At 56.5% G+C, this 23,950-nt stretch carries 24 protein-coding genes; 14 read left to right on the top strand and 10 right to left on the bottom strand.

The genetic code is table 11. From position 1 onward, the window contains the following. Positions 1-45: 45 nt before the first annotated feature. Together rpmG and BUA39_RS03135 are read left to right on the top strand one after the other, a co-directional pair. Positions 46-213 (top strand): 50S ribosomal protein L33, encoded by a 168-nt coding sequence (rpmG, locus tag BUA39_RS03140; protein WP_058315632.1) that lies wholly within the window; start codon positions 46-48, stop codon positions 211-213. A gap of 138 nt (positions 214-351) precedes the next feature. Continuing rightward, positions 352-858, top strand: coding sequence for a GNAT family N-acetyltransferase (locus tag BUA39_RS03135; RefSeq protein WP_072790784.1), 507 nt, complete (start codon positions 352-354; stop codon positions 856-858). A 60-nt stretch (positions 859-918) separates the two neighbouring features. Here the strand turns inward: BUA39_RS03135 and BUA39_RS03130 are convergent, their stop codons facing one another. Together BUA39_RS03130 and BUA39_RS03125 are read right to left on the bottom strand one after the other, a co-directional pair. Then, entirely contained in the window at positions 919-1,656 is a 738-nt protein-coding gene (locus tag BUA39_RS03130) for a Bax inhibitor-1/YccA family protein (RefSeq protein WP_072790781.1), read from the bottom strand. A gap of 135 nt (positions 1,657-1,791) precedes the next feature. Next, positions 1,792-2,001, bottom strand: a complete 210-nt coding sequence (locus BUA39_RS03125; protein WP_072790778.1) for a hypothetical protein — start codon at positions 1,999-2,001, stop codon at positions 1,792-1,794. Between the two features lie 125 nt (positions 2,002-2,126). Here BUA39_RS03125 and BUA39_RS03120 point away from each other — a divergent pair, with 125 nt between their 5' ends. Then, the gene (locus BUA39_RS03120; protein ID WP_072790775.1) at positions 2,127-3,068 is read left to right on the top strand and encodes a LysR family transcriptional regulator; all 942 of its coding nucleotides are present in this window, start codon (positions 2,127-2,129) and stop codon (positions 3,066-3,068) included. Here the strand turns inward: BUA39_RS03120 and BUA39_RS03115 are convergent. After that, on the bottom strand, positions 3,065-4,024 hold the full coding sequence (locus BUA39_RS03115; RefSeq protein WP_072790772.1) for an NADPH:quinone oxidoreductase family protein: 960 nt from the start codon (positions 4,022-4,024) through the stop codon (positions 3,065-3,067). The genes BUA39_RS03120 and BUA39_RS03115 overlap by 4 nt on opposite strands. A 290-nt stretch (positions 4,025-4,314) precedes the next feature. Here BUA39_RS03115 and BUA39_RS03110 point away from each other — a divergent pair, with 290 nt between their 5' ends. The 4 genes from BUA39_RS03110 to BUA39_RS03095 all read left to right on the top strand — a co-directional run bounded on the left by BUA39_RS03110 (position 4,315) and on the right by BUA39_RS03095 (position 7,451). After that, positions 4,315-4,686 (top strand): helix-turn-helix domain-containing protein, encoded by a 372-nt coding sequence (locus BUA39_RS03110; RefSeq protein WP_072790770.1) that lies wholly within the window; start codon positions 4,315-4,317, stop codon positions 4,684-4,686. A 51-nt stretch (positions 4,687-4,737) separates the two neighbouring features. Beyond that, positions 4,738-5,535, top strand: a complete 798-nt coding sequence (gene hisN / locus BUA39_RS03105; RefSeq protein WP_072790767.1) for a histidinol-phosphatase — start codon at positions 4,738-4,740, stop codon at positions 5,533-5,535. Positions 5,536-5,652: 117 nt separating this feature from the next. Continuing rightward, positions 5,653-7,002, top strand: coding sequence for an 8-oxoguanine deaminase (locus tag BUA39_RS03100; protein ID WP_072790764.1), 1,350 nt, complete (start codon positions 5,653-5,655; stop codon positions 7,000-7,002). Positions 7,003-7,007: 5 nt separating this feature from the next. After that, complete coding sequence (locus tag BUA39_RS03095) at positions 7,008-7,451, top strand: CAP domain-containing protein (RefSeq protein ID WP_084604676.1); 444 nt, start codon at positions 7,008-7,010, stop codon at positions 7,449-7,451. Here the strand turns inward: BUA39_RS03095 and guaD are convergent. Beyond that, positions 7,448-8,755, bottom strand: a complete 1,308-nt coding sequence (gene guaD, locus BUA39_RS03090; protein ID WP_072790761.1) for a guanine deaminase — start codon at positions 8,753-8,755, stop codon at positions 7,448-7,450. The two genes, BUA39_RS03095 and guaD, sit on opposite strands and share 4 nt — an antisense overlap. Before the next feature lie 128 nt (positions 8,756-8,883). On the opposite strand from guaD, the gene mgtE reads away from it, so the two are divergent. From mgtE to BUA39_RS03070, 4 genes are all read left to right on the top strand, one after another. After that, positions 8,884-10,281: a magnesium transporter gene (mgtE, locus tag BUA39_RS03085; protein ID WP_072790758.1), complete on the top strand. Its 1,398-nt coding sequence runs from the start codon at positions 8,884-8,886 to the stop codon at positions 10,279-10,281. Further along, entirely contained in the window at positions 10,281-10,847 is a 567-nt protein-coding gene (locus BUA39_RS03080) for a 5-formyltetrahydrofolate cyclo-ligase (protein ID WP_072790755.1), read from the top strand. Before mgtE ends, BUA39_RS03080 begins: the two co-directional genes overlap by 1 nt. Before the next feature lie 73 nt (positions 10,848-10,920). Further along, positions 10,921-11,736 carry a TIGR00282 family metallophosphoesterase gene (locus BUA39_RS03075; RefSeq protein ID WP_072790752.1) on the top strand — a complete coding sequence of 272 codons (816 nt, stop codon included), beginning with the start codon at positions 10,921-10,923 and terminating at the stop codon, positions 11,734-11,736. A gap of 113 nt (positions 11,737-11,849) precedes the next feature. Further along, the gene (locus tag BUA39_RS03070) at positions 11,850-13,628 is read left to right on the top strand and encodes an SLC13 family permease (RefSeq protein ID WP_072790749.1); all 1,779 of its coding nucleotides are present in this window, start codon (positions 11,850-11,852) and stop codon (positions 13,626-13,628) included. Between the two features lie 6 nt (positions 13,629-13,634). On the opposite strand, the gene BUA39_RS03065 is transcribed toward BUA39_RS03070, so the two are convergent. Together BUA39_RS03065 and BUA39_RS03060 are read right to left on the bottom strand one after the other, a co-directional pair. Further along, positions 13,635-14,267, bottom strand: coding sequence for a DUF4259 domain-containing protein (locus tag BUA39_RS03065; protein WP_278246296.1), 633 nt, complete (start codon positions 14,265-14,267; stop codon positions 13,635-13,637). 57 nt (positions 14,268-14,324) lie between these two features. Then, positions 14,325-16,097 carry an SLC13 family permease gene (locus tag BUA39_RS03060; RefSeq protein ID WP_072790744.1) on the bottom strand — a complete coding sequence of 591 codons (1,773 nt, stop codon included), beginning with the start codon at positions 16,095-16,097 and terminating at the stop codon, positions 14,325-14,327. 154 nt (positions 16,098-16,251) lie between these two features. On the opposite strand from BUA39_RS03060, the gene BUA39_RS03055 reads away from it, so the two are divergent. Beyond that, positions 16,252-16,992: a YebC/PmpR family DNA-binding transcriptional regulator gene (locus BUA39_RS03055; RefSeq protein WP_072790741.1), complete on the top strand. Its 741-nt coding sequence runs from the start codon at positions 16,252-16,254 to the stop codon at positions 16,990-16,992. 53 nt (positions 16,993-17,045) lie between these two features. Here the strand turns inward: BUA39_RS03055 and BUA39_RS03050 are convergent, their stop codons facing one another. Together BUA39_RS03050 and BUA39_RS03045 are read right to left on the bottom strand one after the other, a co-directional pair. Continuing rightward, entirely contained in the window at positions 17,046-17,927 is an 882-nt protein-coding gene (locus BUA39_RS03050) for a COG3904 family protein (protein ID WP_072790739.1), read from the bottom strand. A gap of 46 nt (positions 17,928-17,973) precedes the next feature. Next, complete coding sequence (locus tag BUA39_RS03045) at positions 17,974-18,855, bottom strand: LysR family transcriptional regulator ArgP (RefSeq protein WP_072790737.1); 882 nt, start codon at positions 18,853-18,855, stop codon at positions 17,974-17,976. A 98-nt stretch (positions 18,856-18,953) separates the two neighbouring features. On the opposite strand from BUA39_RS03045, the gene BUA39_RS03040 reads away from it, so the two are divergent. Continuing rightward, complete coding sequence (locus BUA39_RS03040; RefSeq protein ID WP_072790734.1) at positions 18,954-19,541, top strand: LysE/ArgO family amino acid transporter; 588 nt, start codon at positions 18,954-18,956, stop codon at positions 19,539-19,541. Here the strand turns inward: BUA39_RS03040 and BUA39_RS03035 are convergent, their stop codons facing one another. Further along, positions 19,542-20,942 (bottom strand): helix-turn-helix domain-containing protein, encoded by a 1,401-nt coding sequence (locus BUA39_RS03035; protein ID WP_072790732.1) that lies wholly within the window; start codon positions 20,940-20,942, stop codon positions 19,542-19,544. 57 nt (positions 20,943-20,999) lie between these two features. Continuing rightward, the gene (locus BUA39_RS03030) at positions 21,000-22,214 is read right to left on the bottom strand and encodes a multidrug effflux MFS transporter (protein ID WP_072790728.1); all 1,215 of its coding nucleotides are present in this window, start codon (positions 22,212-22,214) and stop codon (positions 21,000-21,002) included. Positions 22,215-22,402: 188 nt separating this feature from the next. Here BUA39_RS03030 and BUA39_RS03025 point away from each other — a divergent pair, with 188 nt between their 5' ends. Beyond that, positions 22,403-23,935 carry an acyl-CoA carboxylase subunit beta gene (locus BUA39_RS03025; RefSeq protein WP_072790726.1) on the top strand — a complete coding sequence of 511 codons (1,533 nt, stop codon included), beginning with the start codon at positions 22,403-22,405 and terminating at the stop codon, positions 23,933-23,935. Positions 23,936-23,950 lie beyond the last annotated feature (15 nt).

Below are 23,950 nucleotides of genomic sequence, written 5' to 3'. Positions count from 1 at the left end.
CATAGAGATTTCACGGGCACTGCTGCCCGGCGCAGGAGAAGACCCATGGCGAAGCCGACCACAATTAAAATCCGCCTGAACTCGACCGCGGGCACAGGCCATTTCTACGTCACCAAGAAAAACGCGCGTACCATGACCGAAAAGATGGTCGTGAAAAAGTACGACCCGGTGGTGCGCAAGCATGTCGAGTACAAAGAAGGCAAGATCAAGTAAGATCACTTCTTAAGACACATGCAAAGGCCGCGCCACACCAGCGCGGCTTTTTGCTTTTCAGAGTTTAAGAAGTTCAGAAAACATAGGTCGCGCTGAGGAACCAGATTTTCTTCAGACCATTCAATTGGAAACGGGACCATGTCATTTGAATACTCTATCCGCCCCGCCAGAACCGCCGACGCCAACGCGATTACGGCCATGATGACGCGCAGCTACGGGGAGTTGCTGCGCGCCGATTATCATCCGCGCATTCTTGAGAAAGCCCTGCCAAAGATCGGACAGGCGCGGCCAGAGCTTTTGGGCTGCGGCACCTATTATGTCGCCGAAAGCGCAAAGGGCAGGATTGTCGGGGCAGGGGGCTGGACCGACCTCAGTCCCACGCGCGGGCTGGGCCATCATGGCGAAGGCCATATGCGGCATGTGGCGGTTGATCCGTCATACTTGCGTCGCGGTGTCGGTGGGGCGATTGCCAGGGCTGCCATCCGCTCGGCCTTGGAGCAGGGGGTACATTCGCTGCGCTGCATGAGCACCTTGACGGCTGAGGTGTTCTATCGGCGGCTCGGCTTTCAAAGCCTGCATGCCGTTGAACTGGCGCTTGAGCCGGGGTTGTATTTCCCGGCAATTGAGATGCGCATGACGCTTTGAAAGCGGCAACAAAAAAGGCCGGCGAAATCGCCAGCCTTTTCGTGTTAAATGTCGCTCCGCTTATTCGCGATTGCCGAGCAATTGCAGCAGGAACATGAACATGTTGATGAAGTCGAGGTAAAGGCTCAGCGCGCCCATGATGGCGGCTTTACCCAACCATTCGCTGTCACCGGAATGCGCATGCGCGAGGTAGGTGTTCTTGATGTTCTGCGTGTCATAGGCGGTCAGGCCGGCAAAGATCAGAACGCCCAGGATCGTGATTGCAAAGTGCAATGCAGGGGAGCCTAGGAAGATGTTGATGATTGACGCAACCAGAATACCGATCACACCCATGATCAGGAACGATCCCCAGCCAGAGATGTCTTTCTTCGTGGTGTAGCCATAGAGCGACAGACCCGCAAAGGCGATTGCGGTCACAAGGAAGACCTGCGCGATGGAGAAGCCTGTGAAGGCGACAAAGATCCAAGACAGGGACAGACCCATCACGGCGGCAAACACGTAGAAGAAGGTTTGCGCACCTGCGGCGGACAGGCGATTGATCGCCGCGCCAAACAGGAAGACCATGCCAAGCGGTGCAAACATCACGATCCAGCCAAGGATGTTTGGCGACAATGTGATTGGATCACGGAAAATTGCAAGCAGGTTCGGGGATGTCCCGATTGCCCATGCCACGGCAAAGGTCAGCAACATGCCCACAGACATGGTGCCGTAGACCTTGTTCATGTGCGCACGTAGACCCGCGTCGATCTCCGCTGAGCGGGCACCTGCAACGCCACGAATTGTATCAAATTGAGCCATCTAAGCCTCCGATAAGTTGACCTTTTGGGCCCGCAGCGGGTGCTGCAGGCCGTCACAGGTGAATATCGGTGCTCTTTCGGGTTTTTTCAAGGAAATCCGGCAGGTAAATGCACGGAAAAATTGCGCGCGGTGCGCTTATTTTCGGCACGTTGACGGAATGTCAAAGATCGAACGCGCGAGTTCCTTGGTGACGTCGCCCTCCGTCAGCCTGATGTCTTGCAGCCGTTGTGCGTCAAGCTGGGCGAGGGCACGGCGCTGGCGCTGTACCTCTAAGATTTCGCGGACGGTCACGCCTTTCTCCAGAGAGAGGCCCGCAATACGACCAAATGTGTTTAGGAACGCCATCGTGTTGTCCTTTCTTGGATGTGATGCAATTCACGAGTTCAATCAAAACTCTTGATGTATATGCCTGCATATGAAATATTCTTAAAACGAATGTTTGTTAGGTGTGGCATCAAGGATTTTGATCAATGAGGAATTTGGACGTTACAACGCTGCGCAGTTTTATGGCGGTTGCCGATTTGGGCGGCGTCACCAAAGCCGCCGGGTTTCTGAACCTCACGCAGTCTGCGGTGTCGATGCAGCTTAAGCGACTTGAAGAGTTGCTTGGGGTTTCTCTGCTGGATCGCTCTGGGCGCACAGTGGCCTTGACCCCGGAAGGAGAACAGCTGCTTGGCTACGCGCGGCGCATGGTCTCTTTGAATGACGAGGCTGTCCGGCGTCTGACCCATGATGATTTTGAAGGCGAGCTGCGGCTTGGAGTGCCTTATGACATTGTCTATCCCGCTGTGCCGCAGGTGTTGCAGCAGTTTGCATCGGCCTATCCACGCGTGAAGGTTATTCTGAATTTCAGCTTCACGCGCGCTCTGAAGGAAGAGTTCGAAAAAGGTGATTTCGATCTGATCCTGACAACGGAATCCACGCCAATGGCGGGGGCGGAAACGCTTTGTACGATGCCTCTGGTCTGGGTTGGTGCCCCCGGCGGCGCAAGCTGGCGGCGGCGGCCCCTGCGGTTTGCATCAAGCCGACGCTGCCTGTTCCGCCCGCCCACATTGGCCGCATTGGATCGAGCCGGGCTGGAATGGGAATCGGCGATTGATTCCCATTCTGACCGCGCGATTGAGGCCACGGTCAGCGCGGACCTTGCCGTGATGACCATGCTCGAAGGCACGGAGCCGCCGCGCCTAGAGGTGATCAATCATGGTGGGTCCTTGCCAGACTTGGGCGAGCAATATGTGAATATGTACGGTGACGACGCCGTAAAGGGCGAGGCGCTGGCGACGCTGGCGGATATGCTGCGCCAATCCTTCTGCAGCTTGAAAACGCGCAGCAAAGTGGACGCGCCGCGTCTTGTTTCGGTCGCTGCCGCAGGGGGTGGCTTGCCCGCGACAGCTGTCAGTGAACGATCCTAAGGGGTGATCACGACCTTCCCGGTCGATTTGCGTGACCGCAAAAGTTCCATCCCCTCTGCGGTCTGATCCAGAGGGAGGCAATGGCTGATGTGCGGTTTCAGCTTGCCTGCCTCATACCAAGCGAATAGCTGGGTCAGACTGTCGGTCACGACCGCAGGTTTGTATTGCAGGTAGCCGCCCCAATAGACACCGAGGACCGTCAGGTTTTTGACCAGCATGTGGTTTGCCGGGATCTTGGGCACCTCGCCGCTGGCAAAACCGATGGGCAACAGGCGCGCGTCTGGGTTGGCGGCCCGAAAGGCCGCGATCCATTGCTCTCCGCCAACCGGGTCATAGACCACATCGGCCCCGCCGAGGGATTTGACCACCGCGCGAATATCTTCGGTTTTGGCATCAATCAGATGATCGGCGCCTGCTGCCTTGGCGATTTCAAGCTTTTCAGAACCGCGCGCGCAGGCAATCACCGTTGCCCCCATCAGCTTGCCAATCTCAACTGCTGTTAGCCCGACCCCGCCGGCTGCCCCAAGAACAAGCAGGGTCTCGCCCGGTTGCATCTGTGCACGATAGTCCAGCGCCACGTGGCTGGTGCCGTAAGCGATCTGAAAAGCAGCAGCGTCTTCAAAGGACATGGCATCAGGCAATCGCACCGCGCGGATTGCTTCAAAACACCCGTATTCGGCGAGGCCACCTTGGCCACCAAAAACCGCCACGCGGTCACCGACATTCAGCCCGGAAACATCTGCGCCAAGCGCGTCCACCACGCCAGCAACCTCCATCCCCGCAACAAAGGGGAGTGCGGGCGTGTCCTGATAGGTCCCTTTCTGCATCAAGAGGTCCGCAAAATTCAGTCCGCAGGCATGAATTCGGACGCGTATTTGAGAATTTGACGGTTCAGGCAAGGGTAGATCAATTATCACAGGGGCGGTTTCGTGGGACTGAACCTGAAAAGCACGCATGATTCTCTCCGAGAGGTAATTTCCTGTCCAATTTAAAGAGGCTAGGGAAATTATTGAACCTGAAACACTGCGTCACAATTGCGTCATTCTCAGCAACCTAGGGTTATATTCAAATTTAAATATTCGCAAATAGCTTGATCAATTTTATGAAACTGCTACAAAAGAGACTGCTGTTGTAGGGATGCGCAGCAAGCATCAAGTCGTGAAGGTCAGTGTGGGAGCTGACTCTGACGCCCGGGGCGGCGGCGGTTTCGCTGTGTCGGCTGATTGTAAATATTAGGAGTTATCCAATGACGCACCCTGTTGACGTGCATGTTGGCAAACGAATTCGGCATCGCCGCTGGCTTGTCGGTATGACCCAACAACAACTTGCAGAGCAGGTTGGTATTAAGTTCCAACAAATTCAAAAATACGAAACCGGCGCGAACCGTGTCAGCGCATCCCGCCTTTGGGATATCGCTGAGGCACTTGATGTTCCTGTAAGCTTTTTCTTTGAAGGCATCGGGGATCAGGTTGAAAGCAAGCCAGCATCTGGCGCGTTTCCTGCGGACCTGATGGGCGACAAAGAAGCACTTGATTTGGTGCGGTCTTATTACGCCATCCCAGAAAACCAACGCCGTCGTTTGTTTGAATTGGCACGTGTCCTAAGCAACGTTGCTTGAGTTTTTCCCCCGGCTGCGGTAGCGCGACTGTAGCAGTTCAGGGGATCAACGATGATCGACAGCAAAACCAGCGCTGAAATATTATCTGTGGCGCATGAAATGGCCGACGCAGCACGCGCGGCCATTTTGCCTTTTTTCCGTACATCGTCGCTCTTGGCAGAAAACAAGCTGCAAGGTGGGTTTGATCCCGTCACGGCTGCTGATCGCGCGGCCGAAGTTGCGATGCGGGACGTCTTGGCGCGTCGTCGCCCGCAGGACGGTATTCTTGGAGAAGAACTGGGCACATCCGAAGGCACCTCTGGATTGACTTGGGTGCTTGACCCAATCGACGGCACACGCGGCTTTATCAGTGGTACGCCAACCTGGGGCGTTTTGATTGCGCTCAGCGATGAAAGCGGGCCGCAGCTAGGCATTATTGACCAGCCTTATATTGGCGAACGATTTGTCGGTGGATTTGGCCAAGCAGAGGTTGCCGGGCCAATGGGCAAAGCCGCATTGAAGACCAAAACGAACACGGACCTTAGTAAGGCGATATTGTTTTCGACCTTTCCCGAAGTCGGCACCGCCGCGGAGCGGGCGGCCTTTGAGCATGTCTCTGGAAAAGTCCAGCTGACGCGGTTCGGAATGGATTGCTATGCCTATGCACTGGTTGCCTTGGGGCAGGCGGATCTGGTGATCGAAGCGGGTCTGAACGCCTATGACATTCAGGGGCCGATTGCCGTGATCGAAGCGGCAGGCGGTCTTGTCACTGACTGGAATGGTGGTCCCGCACACCACGGCGGTACGGCGATTGCCGCGTCCAACCCAGAGTTGCACGCGCGGGCCTTGGCGATTTTGCGCGAAACGTAACACAGGCCGTTGAAATCGTTGCGACACTTGGCTAGCTTTTGTCTGCGCTGAGTCCTTTGCCCGCTTTCTGTCAGCGCCTGAGTCACTCCTTACCGAAACGGGTCAGAGGAGTGAACTATGCCCAATCGCGCGAAGAATGAAATCCTAATCAAAAACGCAGATGTCGTCCTGACGATGGATGATCAGCGCCAGGAATTGGCGCAGGCAGATGTGCTGATCCGGGGCGGCGTAATTGCTGCTGTTGGGCATGGGCTGACCACGACGGGTGAGCAGGTGAACGCCAAGGGGTGTGTCGTCACGCCCGGCTTGGTGAATACCCACCACCATTTGTTCCAAACGCTGACACGCGCCGTGCCCGCAGCGCAGGACGCGTTGTTGTTTGGTTGGCTCAAGACTCTTTATCCAATTTGGGAGCGCTTTGGCCCCGAGGAAATCTTTCGTTCGACGCAGATTGGGCTCGCTGAGCTTGCCCTGTCGGGCTGCTCTTTGACATCTGATCATCTGTACCTGTTCCCAAACGGCGCACGTCTGGATGACAGTATCGCTGCCGCGAAAGAGATTGGCCTGCGGTTTCACCCCACACGCGGTTCGATGAGCATCGGCGAAAGTCTTGGCGGATTGCCACCCGACAGCTTGGTCGAAGAAGAAAATGCAATCCTCGAAGACAGCATTCGTGTGGTGGATCAGTTCCACGATCCTTCCGAGGGCAGCATGTGCCGTGTCGGCATCGCACCCTGTTCGCCGTTCTCCGTTAGCCGAGAGCTCATGCGCCAATCGGCGCTCTTGGCGCGTGACAAGGGGGTGATGCTGCACACGCATCTGGCTGAAAACGACGAAGACATTGACTACGCACTGGCGAATTTTGGCTGCCGACCGGGGCAATATGCAGAAGACCTTGGATGGACGGGGGCCGATGTCTGGCATGCCCATTGCGTGAAGTTGGACGGGCAAGAGATTGATCTATTTGCACAAAGCCAAACCGGTGTTGCGCATTGCCCCTGTTCAAACTGCCGCTTGGGTTCAGGTATCGCGCCCATTCGAAGGATGCGCGATTCAGGCGTTCGTGTGGGGCTGGGCGTGGACGGATCAGCCAGCAATGACAGCAGCAATCTGATCGAAGAGGCGCGCCAAGCGATGCTATTGCAGCGGGTTGCAAACGGTGCAGATTCCATGTCTGCCCGCGAAGCTTTAGAAATTGCGACGCGCGGTGGTGCGGAGGTTCTGGGGCGAAATGATTGTGGACAGATCGCAGTGGGTAAACGCGCGGACATAGCGATTTGGGATGTAACGGGCATCGAATCCTCAGGAAGCTGGGACCCGGCTGCGCTGGTTCTTGCCGGTCCACGGCGCGTGCGCAATTTGTTTGTTGAGGGGCAGCAAATTGTGCGAGATTACCACATGCAGGCCATAAACATGCCATTAAGTATTGAGAAGCAGAATGCATTGGCCGGGGCGTTGATGGAGTAATACAGGTGCTAAAGCAGGTTTTGGCAGGCATTTTTGTTGCAGCAATGTCATTGGGTGCAACTTCGGTTGATGCAAATTCAGCGCGCGACGTGGCGCAATTGACCAATACCTACCGTGCCAACCATGGATTGCCCCCACTAAAAGTGTCGAGTCTGCTTGAACGTGTGGCCGCCAAACATGGCAAAGACATGTATCGCCACGGCTATTTCTCCCACAAAGGGTCAGACGGGTCTCGGGTGTCGCAACGTGCGCGGCGCAGCGGCTATCGCTACTGCTATATCGCGGAAAACATCGCGATGGGCCACCGGTCTCCGAATGAAGTGCTAAAGGGCTGGATCAATTCTCGGCCGCATCGCAAAACGCTTTTGACCAAAAACGCTGCTGAAATCGGTGTTATTCGTGAAAAGGGTGACATCTGGGTTATGGTCGTGGGTCAGCCCGGCTGCTAAGCTGCCTTCCCATTGATCCAAACGGCGCGGATGGCGCGGTCATCGCCCATCATGATGGTGGGGAAGATGCTCTCCCAAATATCTTTGGCCTGCGCGCTGCGCTGCGCAATCGCGTCGGTGCTGGCAAGATCAAGCACCACAAGGTCGGCTTCCATCCCACCACGCAGGTTTCCAATCCGGTCGTCTAATCGCAGAGCACGCGCGCTGCCCTGGGTCGCCAGCCACAACAGCTGTGCGGCATGCAGCGGGTTATGACGCAACTGGCCGATCTCATAGGCCGCGGCCATGGTGCGCAGCATCGAAAACGATGATCCGCCGCCGGTATCTGTCGCAAGTCCAACACGCTGTCCCTGTGCCATCAGCCCGCCGAGGTCGAAAAGCCCAGAACCGATAAAGGTGTTTGACGTCGGGCAGTGCACGATGCCTGCCCCATATTCGGCAAGCCGCGCTTTTTCACGGTCCGTCAGGTGAATTGCGTGCCCATAAAGGCCGCGCGCGCCTAAAAGACCAAACTTTTCATAGGTATCCAGATAGTCGCGTGCGTCTGGGAAAAGTCCCAGAACCCAGTCTATTTCGTCTGTTTGCTCTGACAGATGGGTTTGCATCAGGCAGTCGGGGTGTTCCCTCCAAAGGGCACCCACGGCTTCGAGCTGCTCTGGTGTTGAGGTCGGCGAAAACCGAGGGGTGATCGCGTAATCCAACCGGTCGACACCGTGCCAGTTTGACAGCAACTGTTTGCTCTGGTCATAGGCAGTCTGCGCCGTGTCTTGCAGCCCGTCAGGTGCGTTGCGGTCCATACAGGTCTTGCCTGCCACCACGCGCTGCCCGCGCGCCTGCGCCGCTTCGAAAAACGCATCCACGGACACAGGGTGGATCGTGCAATAACTCGCAACCGTCGTTGTCCCATGGGCTGTTGTCAGATCTAGGTAGCGGTTCGCGATCTCAGAGGCATAGGTTTTTGAGGCAAAGCGCATTTCTTCTGGGAAGGTATAGCTGTTAAGCCAATCAATCAGCCGCTTGCCCCAACTCGCGATGATGGCGGTTTGCGGATAGTGCACATGGGCATCCACAAACCCCGCCATAATCAGTCCCTTGCCATAATCAATGACCCGCGCAGTCGGATGCAATGGGCGCAGTGTATCGGCCGACCCAACAGCGGCGATCACCCCGCCGCGGATCAAAACCGCGCCCGAGGTTTCATGGCGCACCGCAGTTTCCAGCGGTTCGTCAAACGGATTTGCCTCAAAACTCAGCGTTTGCCCAAGCAGTAAGGTCGTTTGGGGGGGCGTGCCTGCGTCTGACATACTCATACCTCTCAGTTTGAGGGTACAGCGCTAATTCGCTCAAGTAAATTGATCTGGTGCCATTGAGTTTTCCCCGCCAACTCCCCTATGGTCGCGCCAAAGCGGAACCCATGGCACGGAGGCGAATCTTGACAGAAGCAGAGGATCAAATCGCCACCGAAGACGACCGCGAAGAGGAAGATGACTACAGCCTGGACCGCCGCGCTGTCGCTGCCGTTCTTTATGCGGTTGAGGTTGAGGACCGCGACAAGCTGATCGAGTTGATGGAGCCGATGCACGCGGCGGACATCGCGGACCTTTTGGAACAGATCAACCCCTATGATCGTGGTCGTTTGCTGCGGCTTTATGATCTTGAATTTGATGGGGAAATTCTCTCTGAACTTGATGAGAGCATCCGCGAAGAGGTCATGGAAGTCCTCCGCCCTGAAACGCTTGCCGAAGCGGTTCGGGATATGGAATCCGATGACGTTGTCGACCTTCTGGAAGATCTGGATGAGACTCAGCAGGAAGCCATCCTTGACGTTCTGGAAGATGCAGATCGTGTTGCTGTCGAACAGGCGCTCAGCTACCCGGAGTTTTCTGCCGGTCGCTTAATGCAGCGCGAAACCGTGATGGCCCCGGAACATTGGACTGTCGGCGATGCGATTGACTACATGCGAAACGCCGAAGAATTGCCGGAACAGTTTTATCACGTAATCCTTATCGATCCGCGCATGCGCCCGGTGGCGAATGTGTCACTGGGCAAGATCATGGGCGCACCGCGCACCTCGCCCTTGAAAAACCTCGCCGAAGAAATGTTCCGCGTCTTCCGCGTCACACAGGACGAGGGCGACGTGGCCTATGCGTTCAACCAATATCACCTGATCTCGGCACCCGTGGTCGACGAAGATGAGCGTCTTGTCGGCGTGATCACCATTGATGACGCCATGGCGGTGCTGGATGAAGAACACGAAGAAGACATCCTGCGTCTTGCCGGTGTGGGCGAGGAAAGCTCTTTGTCGGACCGGGTGATAGAAACCACACGTCAGCGTCTCCCGTGGTTGGCGGTGAACCTTGTGACGGCCATCCTTGCCTCACTCGTGATTGCGCAGTTCGAGGCGACGATTGCGCAGTTCGTGGCACTGGCGGTATTGATGCCCATCGTGGCCTCGATGGGCGGTAATGCAGGCACGCAGTCCTTAACAGTTGCAGTGCGCGCCATTGCCACCAAGGACTTGACTGGCGCGAACGTCTGGCGGGTCATCCGGCGAGAGGTGCTTGTGGGTCTGGTGAATGGTGTGGTCTTTGCTGTGGTCATGGGCATTGTTGGCGTTATATGGTTTGGATCGCCGATGTTGGGGGTTGTGATTGCCGTCGCCATGGTGATCAACCTTGTGGTCGCGGGGCTGGCTGGTACCGGCATTCCGGTCTTACTTGAAAAGATCGGTGTTGACCCGGCGCTTGCCTCTGGCGCCTTTGTCACCACGGTCACGGATGTTGTTGGTTTCTTTGCCTTTTTGGCACTTGCCGGGGCGGTTCTGCTGTGATGGACGCCGATCTGACAGCCCGCAAGGACGCAGCCCGCAAAGCCGCTTTCGCGCGGCGCAAAGCGGCGTTTCAATCTGCCACACCGGGTCAGTCGGCCTACCTGTCTGAGTTCCTCGCGGGTTATCGCGGCGTGCCGGTGTCTGGCTTCATGCCGATCCGAACAGAGATCGACCCAGTCCCGGCCATGGCCGAAGCCGCGGCCCATGGCACGGTCGGTGTACCGGTCATTCAAGGGGCAGGGCTGCCTTTGAAGTTCTCTGAATGGGAACCGGATGCGCCCTTGAAAGACGGTCCATTTGGGGCAAAGATTCCGGTTGAAGACCGGTTTTTTGAACCCGAGATTGTTATCGTCCCTCTTGTCGCATTTGACGCGCAGGGCGGGCGGCTTGGCTATGGCGGCGGCTTTTATGACCGCACGCTGGAACTGCTGCGCAGCAAGCGTGCGACATTGGCGGTGGGCTTTGCCTTTGACGCACAAGAAGCAGAGAATCTGCCGCTTGAGCCGACCGATCAGCCGCTGGATTTGATCATCACTGAAAGCGGCATTCGCGACCTGAAAGCCTAGCTTTTGTGCAAATGTGCTTCCTTTGCCCATTCAGTCTTGCCCTTGATGCAAGTCACCTATACCCGACTATCCCATGAAAATTCTGTATCTCGGTGATGTTGTAGGCCGCGCAGGGCGCAAGGCGGTCAAAGAGCACCTGCCACGTCTGCGCGCAGAGTGGCGGCTCGACTTTGTTGTGGTGAATGGTGAGAACGCCAGCAACGGCATGGGTCTTAGCGGAGATCACGCCAAACTGCTGTTTGAGGCGGGTGCCGATTGTGTCACCCTTGGCGATCATGCTTTCGACCAAAAAGACATGATGCAGTACATCCAGTCAGACAGCCGCATCATTCGCCCCCTGAACTATGCCCAAGGCGACGTGCCGGGCAGGGGGCACCGCATCTTTGATGTGCGCGGCAAAAAGGTTCTGGTGCTTCAGGCACTCGGGCAGGTCTTTATGAAGCGCCCCTATGCCGATCCGTTTTCCGCGGTTGATCGCGTGTTAAAGGCGCATCCGCGTGGCGGGTTGGTGCAGGCCATCATCGTCGACATGCACTGCGAGGCCACCTCGGAAAAGATGGGCATGGGGCATTTTTGCGATGGCCGCGCCTCTTTGGTGGTCGGCTCTCATACTCATGTACCAACCGCCGACACGCAGATCCTCGACAAAGGCACGGCGTTTCAGGCCGACGCTGGCATGTGCGGCGACTATAATTCCGTCATCGGCATGGAGAAGGCAGAACCCATGCGCCGCTTTATCACCGGCATGCCAAAAGCGCGGTTCACACCGGCCTTAGGAGAGGCGACACTGTCTGGGGTTTATGTCGAAACGGATGATCGCAGCGGTGTTGCAACACGCATAGAAATGGTGCGTCAAGGCGGCAGGCTTAGTCAGGCAGGACCTGCTTAAGCCCTTCTTTCAGAAAGATTTCCCTTATCCATCAGAAAGACTTGCCCCGGCATTCACCTTGGGGGATGCTCTGTTCTGTTGCGCTAAGATTAAGAGGGAGCGTTCGCGCCTATATGGAATACCTAGAGTTTTCCCAGACCACGCAGGCCATCCTGACGCTGTGCACCGTGGGGGTGATGTTCCTCCTTTTCGTGAGAGAGATCTATCCCACAGAGGTCGTCGCCATTGCAGGGGTTGCGGCGCTCTTGTTGCTTGGCGTTCTGCCCTATGATCAGGCCCTGTCGGTGCTGTCCAACCCCGCGCCATGGACGATTGCGGCAATGTTCATCGTCATGGGGGCCTTGGTACGCACCGGGGCGCTAAGTGCTTTCACGCAAATCGCGGATCGAAAGGCGAAGACCAACCCGCATATCGCTATCGCGATGCTGATGGTCTTTGTTGTGCTGTCCTCTGCCGTGGTCAGCAACACGCCGGTGGTTGTTGTGATGATCCCGGTCTTTATCCAGCTTAGCCGGACCTTGGGCGTTTCCGCCAGCAAACTGCTGATTCCGTTGAGTTATGCGGCCATCCTTGGCGGCACGCTGACCCTGATCGGGACGTCAACAAACCTGCTGGTCGATGGTGTGGCGCGCGCGCAGGGGCTCGAGGCGTTCTCGATCTTTGAGGTCACGCCGCTTGGCATCGCGTTGGTTCTATGGGGCATGGTCTATTTGCGCTTTATAGCCCCGTTGCTTTTGCCTGACCGCGACAGCATGGCGAACTTGTTGGGCAACCGCAAAGATATGAAGTTCTTCTCTGAGGCGGTCATTCCACCCGACTCCAACTTGATCGGGCGCGAGGTTACGGGTGTGCAGCTCTTCAAACGCGACGGCGTGCGGTTGGTGGACGTAGTGCGTGGCGATATCTCTCTGCGGCGCAACCTGAAGGGGGTTGAATTGCAGGTCGGGGACCGCGTTGTTCTGCGCACAAAAATGACCGAACTGCTGAGTTTGCAACGGGATAAGTCGCTAAAACGCGTCGATCAGGTGAGTTCGGTGGAAACCACAACGGTCGAGGTGTTGATCACGCCGGGTTGCCGCATGGTCGGTCGTCGCCTTGGATCACTGCGCCTGCGCCGTCGCTATGGTGTTTACACTTTGGCCGTGCACCGCAAGAACCAGAACATTGGCCTGCAGTTGGATGACCTGATTGTCCGTGTCGGCGACACATTGTTGCTGGAAGGCTCGCCTGAAGATATTCAACGGCTCGCGGCTGATATGGAGATGGTCTCGGTCAGCCAACCGTCAGAACGGGAGTACCGTCGCGGTCATGCGCCGATTGCCTTTGCCGCTTTGATTGGGATTGTTGCCTTGGCTGGCTTTGGCATGGCACCCATTTTCCTTCTTGCGATTCTAGCTGTTGCCGTCGTTCTGATCACGCGTTGCATCGACGCGGACGAGGCCTTTGCGGCGGTCGACGGGCGTTTGCTGGCGCTGATCTTTGCGATGCTCGCCATTGGCGTGGCTTTGGAAAGCTCTGGCGCTGTGCGCTTGATCGTTGAAGGCATCGCACCCTATCTTGGCATGCTGCCGCCTTTCTTGGTGGTCTGGGCCATCTATCTTTTGACATCTGTTCTGACAGAAATGGTATCCAACAACGCCGTTGCAGTGGTGGTCACACCAATTGCCGTGGGGCTGGCCGATGTCATGGGCATCGACGCGCGCCCCTTGGTGGTCGCGGTTATGGTGGCTGCTTCGGCAAGCTTTGCAACGCCGATTGGCTACCAGACCAATATGCTGGTCTACGGTCCCGGCGGCTACCGTTTCAGCGACTTCTTGAAAGTGGGTATCCCGTTGAACCTGAGTATCGGATTGCTCGCCAGTGCGATGATACCGTTTATCTGGCCGCTTTAAGGCGCATCAGTCTTCAAGCAATTTCCGCGCGGCTTCTTCGATTTCATCCGGATCGAACTTCCAGTCTTGGATGAAATAAGTCGGGTGAAGCGCACCATTTAGACAGGCCAGATGCGCGAAGAAAACTGCCTTCGGTAGTCTTTCTTTCACTGACCTGTTCTTAAGCTGAATTTCAAACGTGTCGCCGTCGCGGATTTCTTTATTGCAAAATGCGCAGATGTTGAAGAAATCCTGTTCTTTCTTCACCTTAGGCGAGGTGTAGGCGATATCTGGGTTCAGCCTGTCGATCAGCAGACTAAGGGACCTGCGAAACTCCGCGCCGTCGCTTTCCTCCCAAAGGTCCATCAACTCGGATCGTGATGCGACCGCAGAAACCCAGTTTCGGGCTGCTTCCACCAGATCGCGAGGTGGCTCTCCCAATGAGGCGGCGCGGTCGCGGATGTCTTGCGTGGCATCGGCCCCAAACCGGCCAAGCATGCCTGCCACAAGGTCGGCAGCGGCCAGAGCGATTTGCGAAATGTCGGCGTCCAACGCTTCGCCGGTCTCCAATGGGCCGCTTGCTAGGGCGGTTTCCAATGCGCTCGCATCGTCGATGGTCGCTAGAAAATCCAGCGCCGTGTCATTTTCAAACTGTCCTATTCCCCAAGTGCCTATCTGATGTCCTTACTCATTTTGCTTTTGACAAATGCCACCAGTTTACAACGGCCAAAAGATCAAGATCGAGGGTATCGAAACGACAACGACCAATATTTCAAGCGGCAGACCCATGCGCCAATAATCACCAAATTGATATCCTCCGGGGCCAAGGATCAGCGTGTTGTTCTTATGTCCAATTGGCGTCAGGAACGCCGCGCTGGCAGAGACCGCGACGGCCATCAGAAAAGGGTCCGGAGAGACGCCTAAGGTTTGCGCCATCTGAATGCCCACCGGCGCGGCAACAATGGTGGTGGCGGTGTTGTTCAGAACATCGCTCAGCGTCATCGTCACCAGCATCAGGACCGTCAGAATGGCCCAGGCGGGCAGGCCATCGGTCAGGCCGACAATTGCATTTGCAATCAGTTCGGTGCCCCCGACACGCTCCAGCGCGGCACCCAGCGGGATCATGCTGCCAAGCAACACGACAACGGGCCATTCGATGTGGGTGTAAAGCTCTGACAGCGGCACGATGCGGGCAAAAACATAGGCCATCACAACCAGACCAAGCGCGATTGGCAGGTAAAGAATCCCAAGGGCTGCGGCGACAACGGCCCCAACAAAAAGCCCAATCGCCAACCAGACCTTTTTGTCCGCCGTGACGGCAAGGCCGCGATCCGCAAGCGGCAGGCAGCCGAGCCAATCGGTCACGTCAGCACCGCGATCTTTTGGCACCAAAAGCAGCAGGATATCGCCCGGTTTCACCTCGGTCTTGCGCAGGTGCTGCGTGACGCGCCGCCCTTGACGTGAAAGCCCCATCAGCACCGCACCGCGCCGCCATGACAGACCGACGCGTTCGGCAGTTTTACCAGCGATCCGAGAGGTCTCGGGCACCACGACTTCAATAATGTCCAGCCCATCGCCCGCGGCCTTCAGGCGTTCCTCGCGCTTTTCGTCTGAGAAATTCAGGCTGAGAGCTGAGCGGAATTCGTCCAGCGCATCGGGTGTCGCTTCAAGGATCAAGGTGTCTTGCGCGGCGAGAACGGCGTTGCGCGCGTGGCCATAAAGGCGTCGCCCATTGCGGATCAGCCCCAACATAGCGACATCTGCTTTCATCGCGTTATCTTCCAACTCTCCCAGACGTTTGCCAATCAGCTTGCTGTCTTCTGGGACCGTCAATTCGGCGACATATTCGGTGATATCGGCCATGGCGCGCCCTGCATCGGCGCGTTTGGGGATCAGCCGCCAGCCGAACAGGGCCACAAACGCAAGTCCTGCCAGCGCCGTCACTCCTCCGACCGGGGCGAAATCAAACATTCGAAACGGCGCGCCCAAAGCGTCTTCGCGGATCGTGGCAATGATGATATTTGGCGGCGTGCCAATCAGCGTCGCCATGCCGCCAAGGATGGTGGCAAAGGACAGGGGCATCAGCGAAAGGCCGGGGCTGCGGCCCGCTTTGCGCGCGGTTTGGATGTCAACGGGCATGAGCAACGCGAGCGCAGCGACATTGTTCATAAAGGCCGACAGCACACCGCCGACGCCACCCATCAGTGCGATATGCCCCCCTAGGCTGCGCGAACTGTCGACCAAAGTGCGGGTGATCAGAAAGACTGCGCCGGACCGAACAAGACCGGCAGACACCACCAATACCAGTGCGACTACCAGCGTGGCCGGGTGGCCAAAGCCCGAAAAGGCGTCTTTTTCGGGTACGACCCCTAGGATAACACCGATGAGCAGAGCGGAAAACGCCACCAGATCATAGCGAAACCGCCCCCACAGCAAGAAGCCAAAGACGCCTGCGAAAAGCGCAAATAAAATGATCTGGTCCTGTGTCATCAATGGCCTCACTTGTTACTCGCCCAGCCAAACCCAGCTTGCTGTGGGAGGCAAGGGGAAATCCCGGCGATCCCTCAACTTGCAGCGCGCCCCGACCTTGCGCTATAGGGGGCGAGATCATGAGCATTATCTGAAAAAGAACAGGACTATTCGCATGGCTGGCCACAGTAAATGGGCAAATATCCAGCACCGCAAAGGCCGTCAGGACGCCGCGCGGTCCAAGCTGTTTTCCAAGCTTTCCAAGGAAATCACCGTCGCTGCTAAAATGGGCGACCCTGACCCGGATAAGAACCCGCGTCTGCGTTTGGCTGTGAAAGAAGCCAAATCCAACTCTGTGCCAAAGGACGTGATCGACCGGGCGATCAAAAAGGCGACCGGTGGCGACGCAGAAAACTATGATGAAATCCGCTATGAGGGCTATGGCCCCAATGGCGTGGCCGTCATTGTCGAAACCATGACCGACAACAAAAACCGCACAGCCTCGACCGTGCGGTCAACGTTTTCTAAGAATGGCGGAAACCTTGGCGAAACCGGTTCTGTGGGCTTCATGTTTGAGCGCAAGGGGGAGGTGATTTACCCGGCGGATGCTGGCGATGCCGACGACATAATGATGGCCGCGATCGAAGCGGGCGCAGAGGATGTTGATAGTTCTGAAGACGGGCACATCATTTATTGTGCGGATACGGATCTGAACGATGTCTCCAACGCATTGGAAGCCGAGTTGGGCGAGTCTGAATCCACAAAGCTGATCTGGAAGCCAACCACCACGACCGAACTCGGTCTGGAAGACATGCAGAAGCTGATGAAGCTGGTGGATGCGCTGGAAGATGACGATGACGTCCAGCGTGTGACCACGAATTTTGAAGCCACCGATGAGGTCATGGCGCAGCTGTGACCTTGGCCACAACCTAAAACGCAAGAACCCGCGCTTTGGCGCGGGTTTGTTATTTAGCGGGTCAGCATGCCCGCGACAGTCAATTCGTGTCGCGTCGGATACCAGATGGCATCCCGGCTGAGGTCAAAGACCTTATCCAAGAAATCAAGCGTCACACCGCGATCGAGGTAATACTGCTGATCGGTCCGCATTTCTCGCAAGGGGCTAACATGCGGCAGCACCTGCGTGAAATCCATGCCGTAGCGATGCACGCCCAACTGGCCACCGGGGCCCAAAGTCCGCTCTGTGCCGGCCATAAAGATCAACAGACACGACGCGCTGCATTCATTTGTAACATGGGTGTTCAGGCCAAGGCGTTTGACTTCTTTGGCCATCAGCCGCGCTTCATAGATATTCCCACCGGGGCTGTTCAAAACAATTGTCTCAAGCCGATCTGACCGCGTCAGGTTTTCGACAAAGTCGTCGATTGCGCCTTGTGCAACAACGCCGTTGAACATCAACTCGCGCCGGTCGCGCGAAAAATTCGCTTCAAATCGCCCACCACGCTCAGGGGCAACGTTTTCCTTGGTGTCCTTGCCGTCTCGGTTCAGAAACTCAAGATTGTTGCCCTGCGAAAGCATCCACCAAGAAAAGATCATGGCAACCAGCGCCACGAAAAAGAAACAGTAGCCGCCAACGACAGACCAGAATCGCCCGGTCTGCTGCAGGTGGAGACCCGCTGCAGCATGGTAGCGGACCAGTGACCAAAGGAAGGAAATCAGATCGATGCCAAGCGCGGCTGCGAGCAGGGGCAGCATCAGCGGCGGCAGGAAAGACAGGCCGATCATTGTCGCTGTCAGTCCAACGCGCAGCAATACACCACTCAGCCAGAAGCCGCTGGTGAAGGAAGGGGAGACCTTCTGAAAATTTGTCGTAATCGCGGACATGTCATCCATGCAGGTTGTTCAACGTTCTGCTGGAAAATGACAGTCGGCTGCGGCGTTATTGTGGCAGGTTCTGGATCGTTGTTTGGCAAACGCTGCGGGTGAGGGGGGCCAAGAGCGACTTATGTAAGCGGCTTACCTGCCAATAAAGAGGGATATCCAAGCGCGCATCAGGCCGTAGATCGACAACTCTGCCCGCTTTCAAATCGTCTTGGATAATGCCCATTGGATTTAACCCCCAGCCAAGCCCAGCAGTCGTGCCTTTGGCATAGGCTTCTGATGAGGGGACAAGGTGGAAGGGAGGTCTGATCTTTCCGGGGAAATGTCGGTCAAGCCATTGAAATTGCAAGTCATCCTTCTCATTATATCGCAACATCGGGGCCAGTGACATTGAACGTGCGTCGATGCCGCCTCGGAAGTATCGCTGCACAAACGCCGGGCTTGCGGTTGCCACATAACTGAGTTTGCCAAGGTAGTGCACGTCACACCCCGCCAGCGCCGCGCCGTTTGAGGTGACGGCCGCAGCAACCTCTCCGCGGCGCAACAAATCGTCTGAGAAATCCTGGTCATCGACGTTCAGGCTGTAGAGGTAATCTGGTACCGCAGCCAAGGCATCAAGAAACCAGGTCGAGAGGCTGTCGGCGTTCACTGCGATTCGCAGGCGGCCTTGCTGGGAATCAACCTTGGTTCCAAGATCGACGGCCAGCGCCTGTTCCATGGCTTGCAGGTGGTCCGCATGTGCCGCGATACGACGTCCGGCTTCCGTCCCGGTGCAGGGCTTTTCGCGGTTCACAAGCTTCACGCCAACGTTTTCTTCAAGGGCTTTCAGGCGTTGGGACACTGCAGATTGAGTCACCCCCAACTCAGCCGCCGCCGCATCAAAGCTGCCATTTCGAAGGATTGCGGACAAAGCGCGCAGGTGTTGGCCGTCAAGTTTCATTAGATCATCTTATTTCGGGTCATAAACTTTAATTTGAATAATCAAAGATTTGCGGCGATACAAGGTAGGCGAAGTGGAGTTTTCAATTGTACGAAGCGATGGGTGCCGGGTTCTTTCTCGGCTTTTCCTTGATCTTGGCGATCGGTGCGCAAAACGCGTTTGTGCTGCGCCAAGGCTTGAAGGGTGAATATGTCCTGCCGCTGGTCCTGACCTGTGCCATATCTGACGCGCTGTTAATTGCCGCAGGCGTCGCCGGGTTCGGAGCTCTCGTCCTTGCTTTCCCACTCGTAGTATCCCTGGCAAAGTGGGGTGGAGCGGCGTTTCTGATTGTCTACGGATTTCTCAGTTTCCGCTCCGCCCTACGCGAGGGGGGTGCCCTTGAAGCCCAAGGTAAGACTGCGACGGGTCTCTGGGCTGCCGTCAGTACCTGTTTGCTGCTGACCTGGGCCAATCCACACGTTTATCTGGACACAGTTGTTCTGCTGGGCGGTATTTCCGCCCAGTATTCCCCAAGCTGGGGGTTTGGCATTGGCGCCGTGGTCTCCAGCTTTGTGTTCTTTTTCTCGCTAGGCTACGGCGCAAGCCTGCTCCGGCCGATGTTCACCAGCCCACGTGCGTGGCGCGTGCTCGATGCACTGGTCGGCGTGGTCATGTGGGGCATCGCGGCCAAGCTGATCTTGGGCTGATCAGCCAACTTCGTAAGGCACCACTCCGCGCAGGTTTTCGTGAATGGTCAGCTTGCGTTCCAGCGGCGGCACAGATCGTTGGTGGCAATCAGGGCGCTCACATATGCGACAAGAAATACCAATTGGTTCAAAGGCCGCAGCGGTAGAGACATCCATATTGTCGGCATAGACAATCTGGTCGGTGTGTTTGATCTCACAACCCAAAGCAATCGCATAACGGCGCACAGGCGCACCATAGTGGCCGCCTGATTTGGAAACATCCCGCGCAAGAGAGAAGTAGCGCACGCCGTCGGGGGTTTCGGCCAGCTGCCGCAGGAAGCGGCCCGGGGTTTCAAAGGCGCGGTGCACGTTCCAAAGCGGGCAGGCCCCACCGAAGCGCGCAAATTGTAGCCGCGTTGCTGAATGGCGTTTTGTGATCGTGCCCGCCTGATCCACGCGCACAAAGAAAAACGGAACCCCCTTGTGATGTGGGCGCTGCAGCGTAGACAGCCGGTGCGCGACCTGTTCAATTGAGGCCCCGAATTGGGTCGACAGGATTTCCAGATCGTGGCGATACCGCTGAGCGGCCTCCAAAAACGCACCATAGGGCATCATGGCCGCCCCGGCGAAGTAGTTCGCAAGGCCAATCTTTGCAATTTGCCGCGCCGTCTCGGAATGGAACCGCGCCAGATCAAGTGTCGCTTCAAGTAGGGTGTTGCGTTGCAACAGCGCGACTTGCAGCAAAAGCTGAAAACTGCGGGTTTCCGATGTGGCGAGATTGGACAGCGTCAGCGTGCGTGTTTCAGGATCATAGTGCCTTAGGGCATTCAGCGTTTCGGATTTGACCTGTACACCAGCCTCCTCAAGCGCCTTCAAGGCTGTGGCTTGAATCCCGCCCGCTGACTGTGCGGATTGCGCAAAGCGTTCTGCGGCGTGGTCGACGGCATCAATATAGTTATCGCAATAGTGGAAGAAGTCGCGCACTTCGTCCCACGGGCTGGGCTGCATCTGAACGTCTTGCCGGCCAAGCGCCTCATCCAAAGACGCGAGCCGTTCGTGCGTTTGCCGATAGGCGTGATGTAATCGCAAAAAGGCGCGGGCGAGGGCCGGGGCGTTTGAGGCCGACAAACGAATATCGGCAAGGGGTACATCATCTTCGGCCAAGATCGGGTCCGCCAACGCCTCGCGGATATCACTGACCAGCCTTTCGCTGTCACCCGTCGTAAGTTCGGTGACATCAATGCCAAATTCCTGCGCTAGCGCCAGAACCACGGTTGTGGACACAGGTCGGTTGTTGTTCTCCATCTGGTTCAGATAGGGCAGTGAGACGCCAAGCTTTTGCGCAAAGTCTTTTTGCGTCAATGAAACCCGATTTCGGATTTCACGCAGTTTTGCGCCTGCGAAGAGTTTTTGAATCGCCATGCCGGTGCCTTTGCAGATTTGCAGTCAGGTGACAGTACCTCTGCAAATTCTGCAAATCTAGGCCTGAATTTTGTGCGCACGCCGAATGACGTAGGCGATGGTCGCGATCCCAAGTAAGCCGCAGACGAGCATCAGGACCAGCAGCGGCGTCGCGCCGGTTTCCTGCGAAAGCAAGGTCCCTGCAAAGGCAGAGAGTGCTGCGCCAATCCCAATCATAAGGGCGCCGCTTAAGCCGGAGGCCGTTCCCGCCAGATGGGGTCGGACCGATAGCGCGCCCGCTGTGGCGTTTGGAATGACCATACCATTGCCCAATCCGACCAACACCATTGGGCCAAAAAAGGTAAGAACGCTGCCTCGTCCGGAAATGTCTAACAAAAGCGAGAGGAGCGGTGCGCTCCCGCTGATGCAACTGCCTGTAAAGACCATGCGATTAATACCAAACCGCGAGGAAAGCGCGCCAGAAAGGTAGTTGCCAGCCATATAGCCGACCGCTGGCGCGCTGATGACGAGGCCAAGGTATTTCGACTCAAGTCCGTAAATTTCGGACCCGACAAACGGCGCGCCGCCGAGATAGGCAAAGAAAATGCCAGAGCTTAGCGCCGAGGTCAGAGTATATCCCCAGAAGCGCGGGCTCACCAAGAGTTCCGGGTATTCGCGAAACTGACCGATCAAAGTTTTGCCGCTGCGCGCTTTGGTTTCGCCAAGGTCGGACCAAGTGATCCAATAGGCCAGCGCGGCCAGCAGAACCAACATCCAAAAATTTGCCGTCCAGCCAAATATTTCCTGCAGAAAGCCGCCAATGGCCGGGCCCACCATCGGGACAACTGACATGCCCATTGTGACATAACCAATCATCGACGCCGCGCGGTCATCGTCGTAAAGATCTCGGATCACGGCGCGGCTGAGAACCATGGCTGTGGCGATTACAGCCTGTGCCATGCGGAACACCAAGAAGATTTCGACGTTTGGGGCAGTGATACATCCCAGCGTTGCGACGATGAACAATGCCAGCCCCCAAAGCAAAACCGGGCGACGGCCAAGCTTGTCTGATATCGGTCCGATAAAAAGCTGAAGGAAGGCGCTGCATCCCAGATATGCCCCGACCGACAGCTGCATGACGCGATAATCTGTCTCGAAATACTCGGACATAATGGGCAGGCTGGGCAAAAAGATATTCATGCTCAGCGCAGCAAGGCCGGCGAGGAGGATCAGGGTTGAGATGTGCGGCGGAGAGGCGCGATGAAAATATCGCGACGAAACGACGTCTGACATATCTAAGCCCTAAGCGGCTGTCTTGAGCTTGTCTATTGTTAAGACGTCAAGAATGAACCGATTGGTTCAAAATTAGCAAGTTTGCATTTTGCATGATGTTGATTTGCATTGCTTTGCAAATTTGCGGGTTTGTTCTTGCGAGATCACCTGATGCCCCTATGCTCTGGCCAAATCCAAGGGGACCCAAAATGAAAGATATTCTTCAAGAGCTCGAAGATCGCCGTCAAGTCGCCCGCCTCGGCGGTGGTCAACGTCGGATCGACAGTCAACACAGCAAAGGCAAGCTGACCGCGCGGGAACGGATCGAACTTTTGCTGGACGAAGACAGCTTTGAAGAGTTCGACATGTTCAAAACCCATCGTTGCACCGACTTTGGTATGGAGCAGCAAAAGCCCGCAGGCGACGGCGTCGTCACCGGGTGGGGCACGATCAATGGTCGCATGGTTTATGTCTTCTCGCAGGACTTTACGGTGTTTGGCGGCTCTCTGTCTGAAACCCATGCCGAAAAGATCTGCAAGATCATGGATATGGCGGTTCAGAATGGCGCGCCAGTGATCGGCATCAACGACTCGGGCGGCGCGCGCATTCAGGAAGGCGTGGCTTCTCTTGCCGGGTATGCCGAGGTGTTCCAGCGCAATATCATGGCCTCAGGTGTGGTCCCGCAGATTTCCGTGATCATGGGGCCATGTGCGGGTGGTGCGGTTTATTCGCCAGCCATGACCGACTTTATCTTTATGGTCAAAGACACGTCTTACATGTTTGTGACCGGCCCGGATGTTGTGAAAACCGTGACCAACGAGGTTGTCACAGCCGAAGAACTGGGTGGTGCTTCTACCCACACCAAGAAATCTTCGGTCGCTGATGGCGCGTTTGAAAACGACGTTGAAGCCTTGGCCGAGGTGCGCCGTCTGGTGGATTTCCTGCCCCTGAACAATCGCGAAAAGCCACCCGTGCGCCCGTTCTTTGACGAACCCGGTCGGGTCGAAGACAGCCTGGACACGCTTGTCCCGGAAAACGCCAACACGCCTTACGACATGAAGGAACTGATCACCAAGGTCGCTGACGAAGGTGATTTCTATGAAATCCAAGAGGATTTCGCGAAGAACATCATCACAGGCTTTATCCGCCTTGAAGGGCAGTCCGTCGGTGTGGTCGCCAATCAGCCGATGGTTCTGGCGGGCTGTCTGGATATTGATAGCTCTCGAAAAGCCGCGCGCTTTGTGCGGTTCTGCGATTGCTTTGAAATCCCGATCCTGACGCTGGTGGATGTGCCGGGCTTCTTGCCGGGGACTTCGCAGGAATACGGCGGCGTCATCAAACACGGCGCAAAACTGCTCTTTGCCTATGGCGAGGCGACGGTGCCAAAGGTGACCGTGATCACCCGTAAGGCTTATGGCGGGGCCTATGATGTTATGGCCTCCAAACACCTGCGTGGCGATTTCAACTATGCTTGGCCAACTGCGGAGATCGCGGTGATGGGGGCCAAAGGCGCAACAGAAATCATCCATCGTGCCGATCTGGGCGATGCAGAGAAGATTGCAGCGCACACCAAAGACTACGAAGACCGCTTTGCAAACCCGTTTGTGGCCGCCGAAAAGGGCTTTATTGACGAGGTGATCATGCCGCATTCGACACGCCGTCGCGTCAGCCGGGCTTTTGCCTCCCTGCGCAATAAGTCGCTGCAGAACCCTTGGAAAAAGCACGACAATATTCCGCTCTAAGACGGGATTTCAGGA

It is taken from the genome of Cognatishimia maritima (genome assembly GCF_900129685.1).
GTDB classification, from domain to species: domain Bacteria; phylum Pseudomonadota; class Alphaproteobacteria; order Rhodobacterales; family Rhodobacteraceae; genus Cognatishimia; species Cognatishimia maritima.
This window is presented reverse-complemented; position numbering and strand designations above follow the sequence as displayed.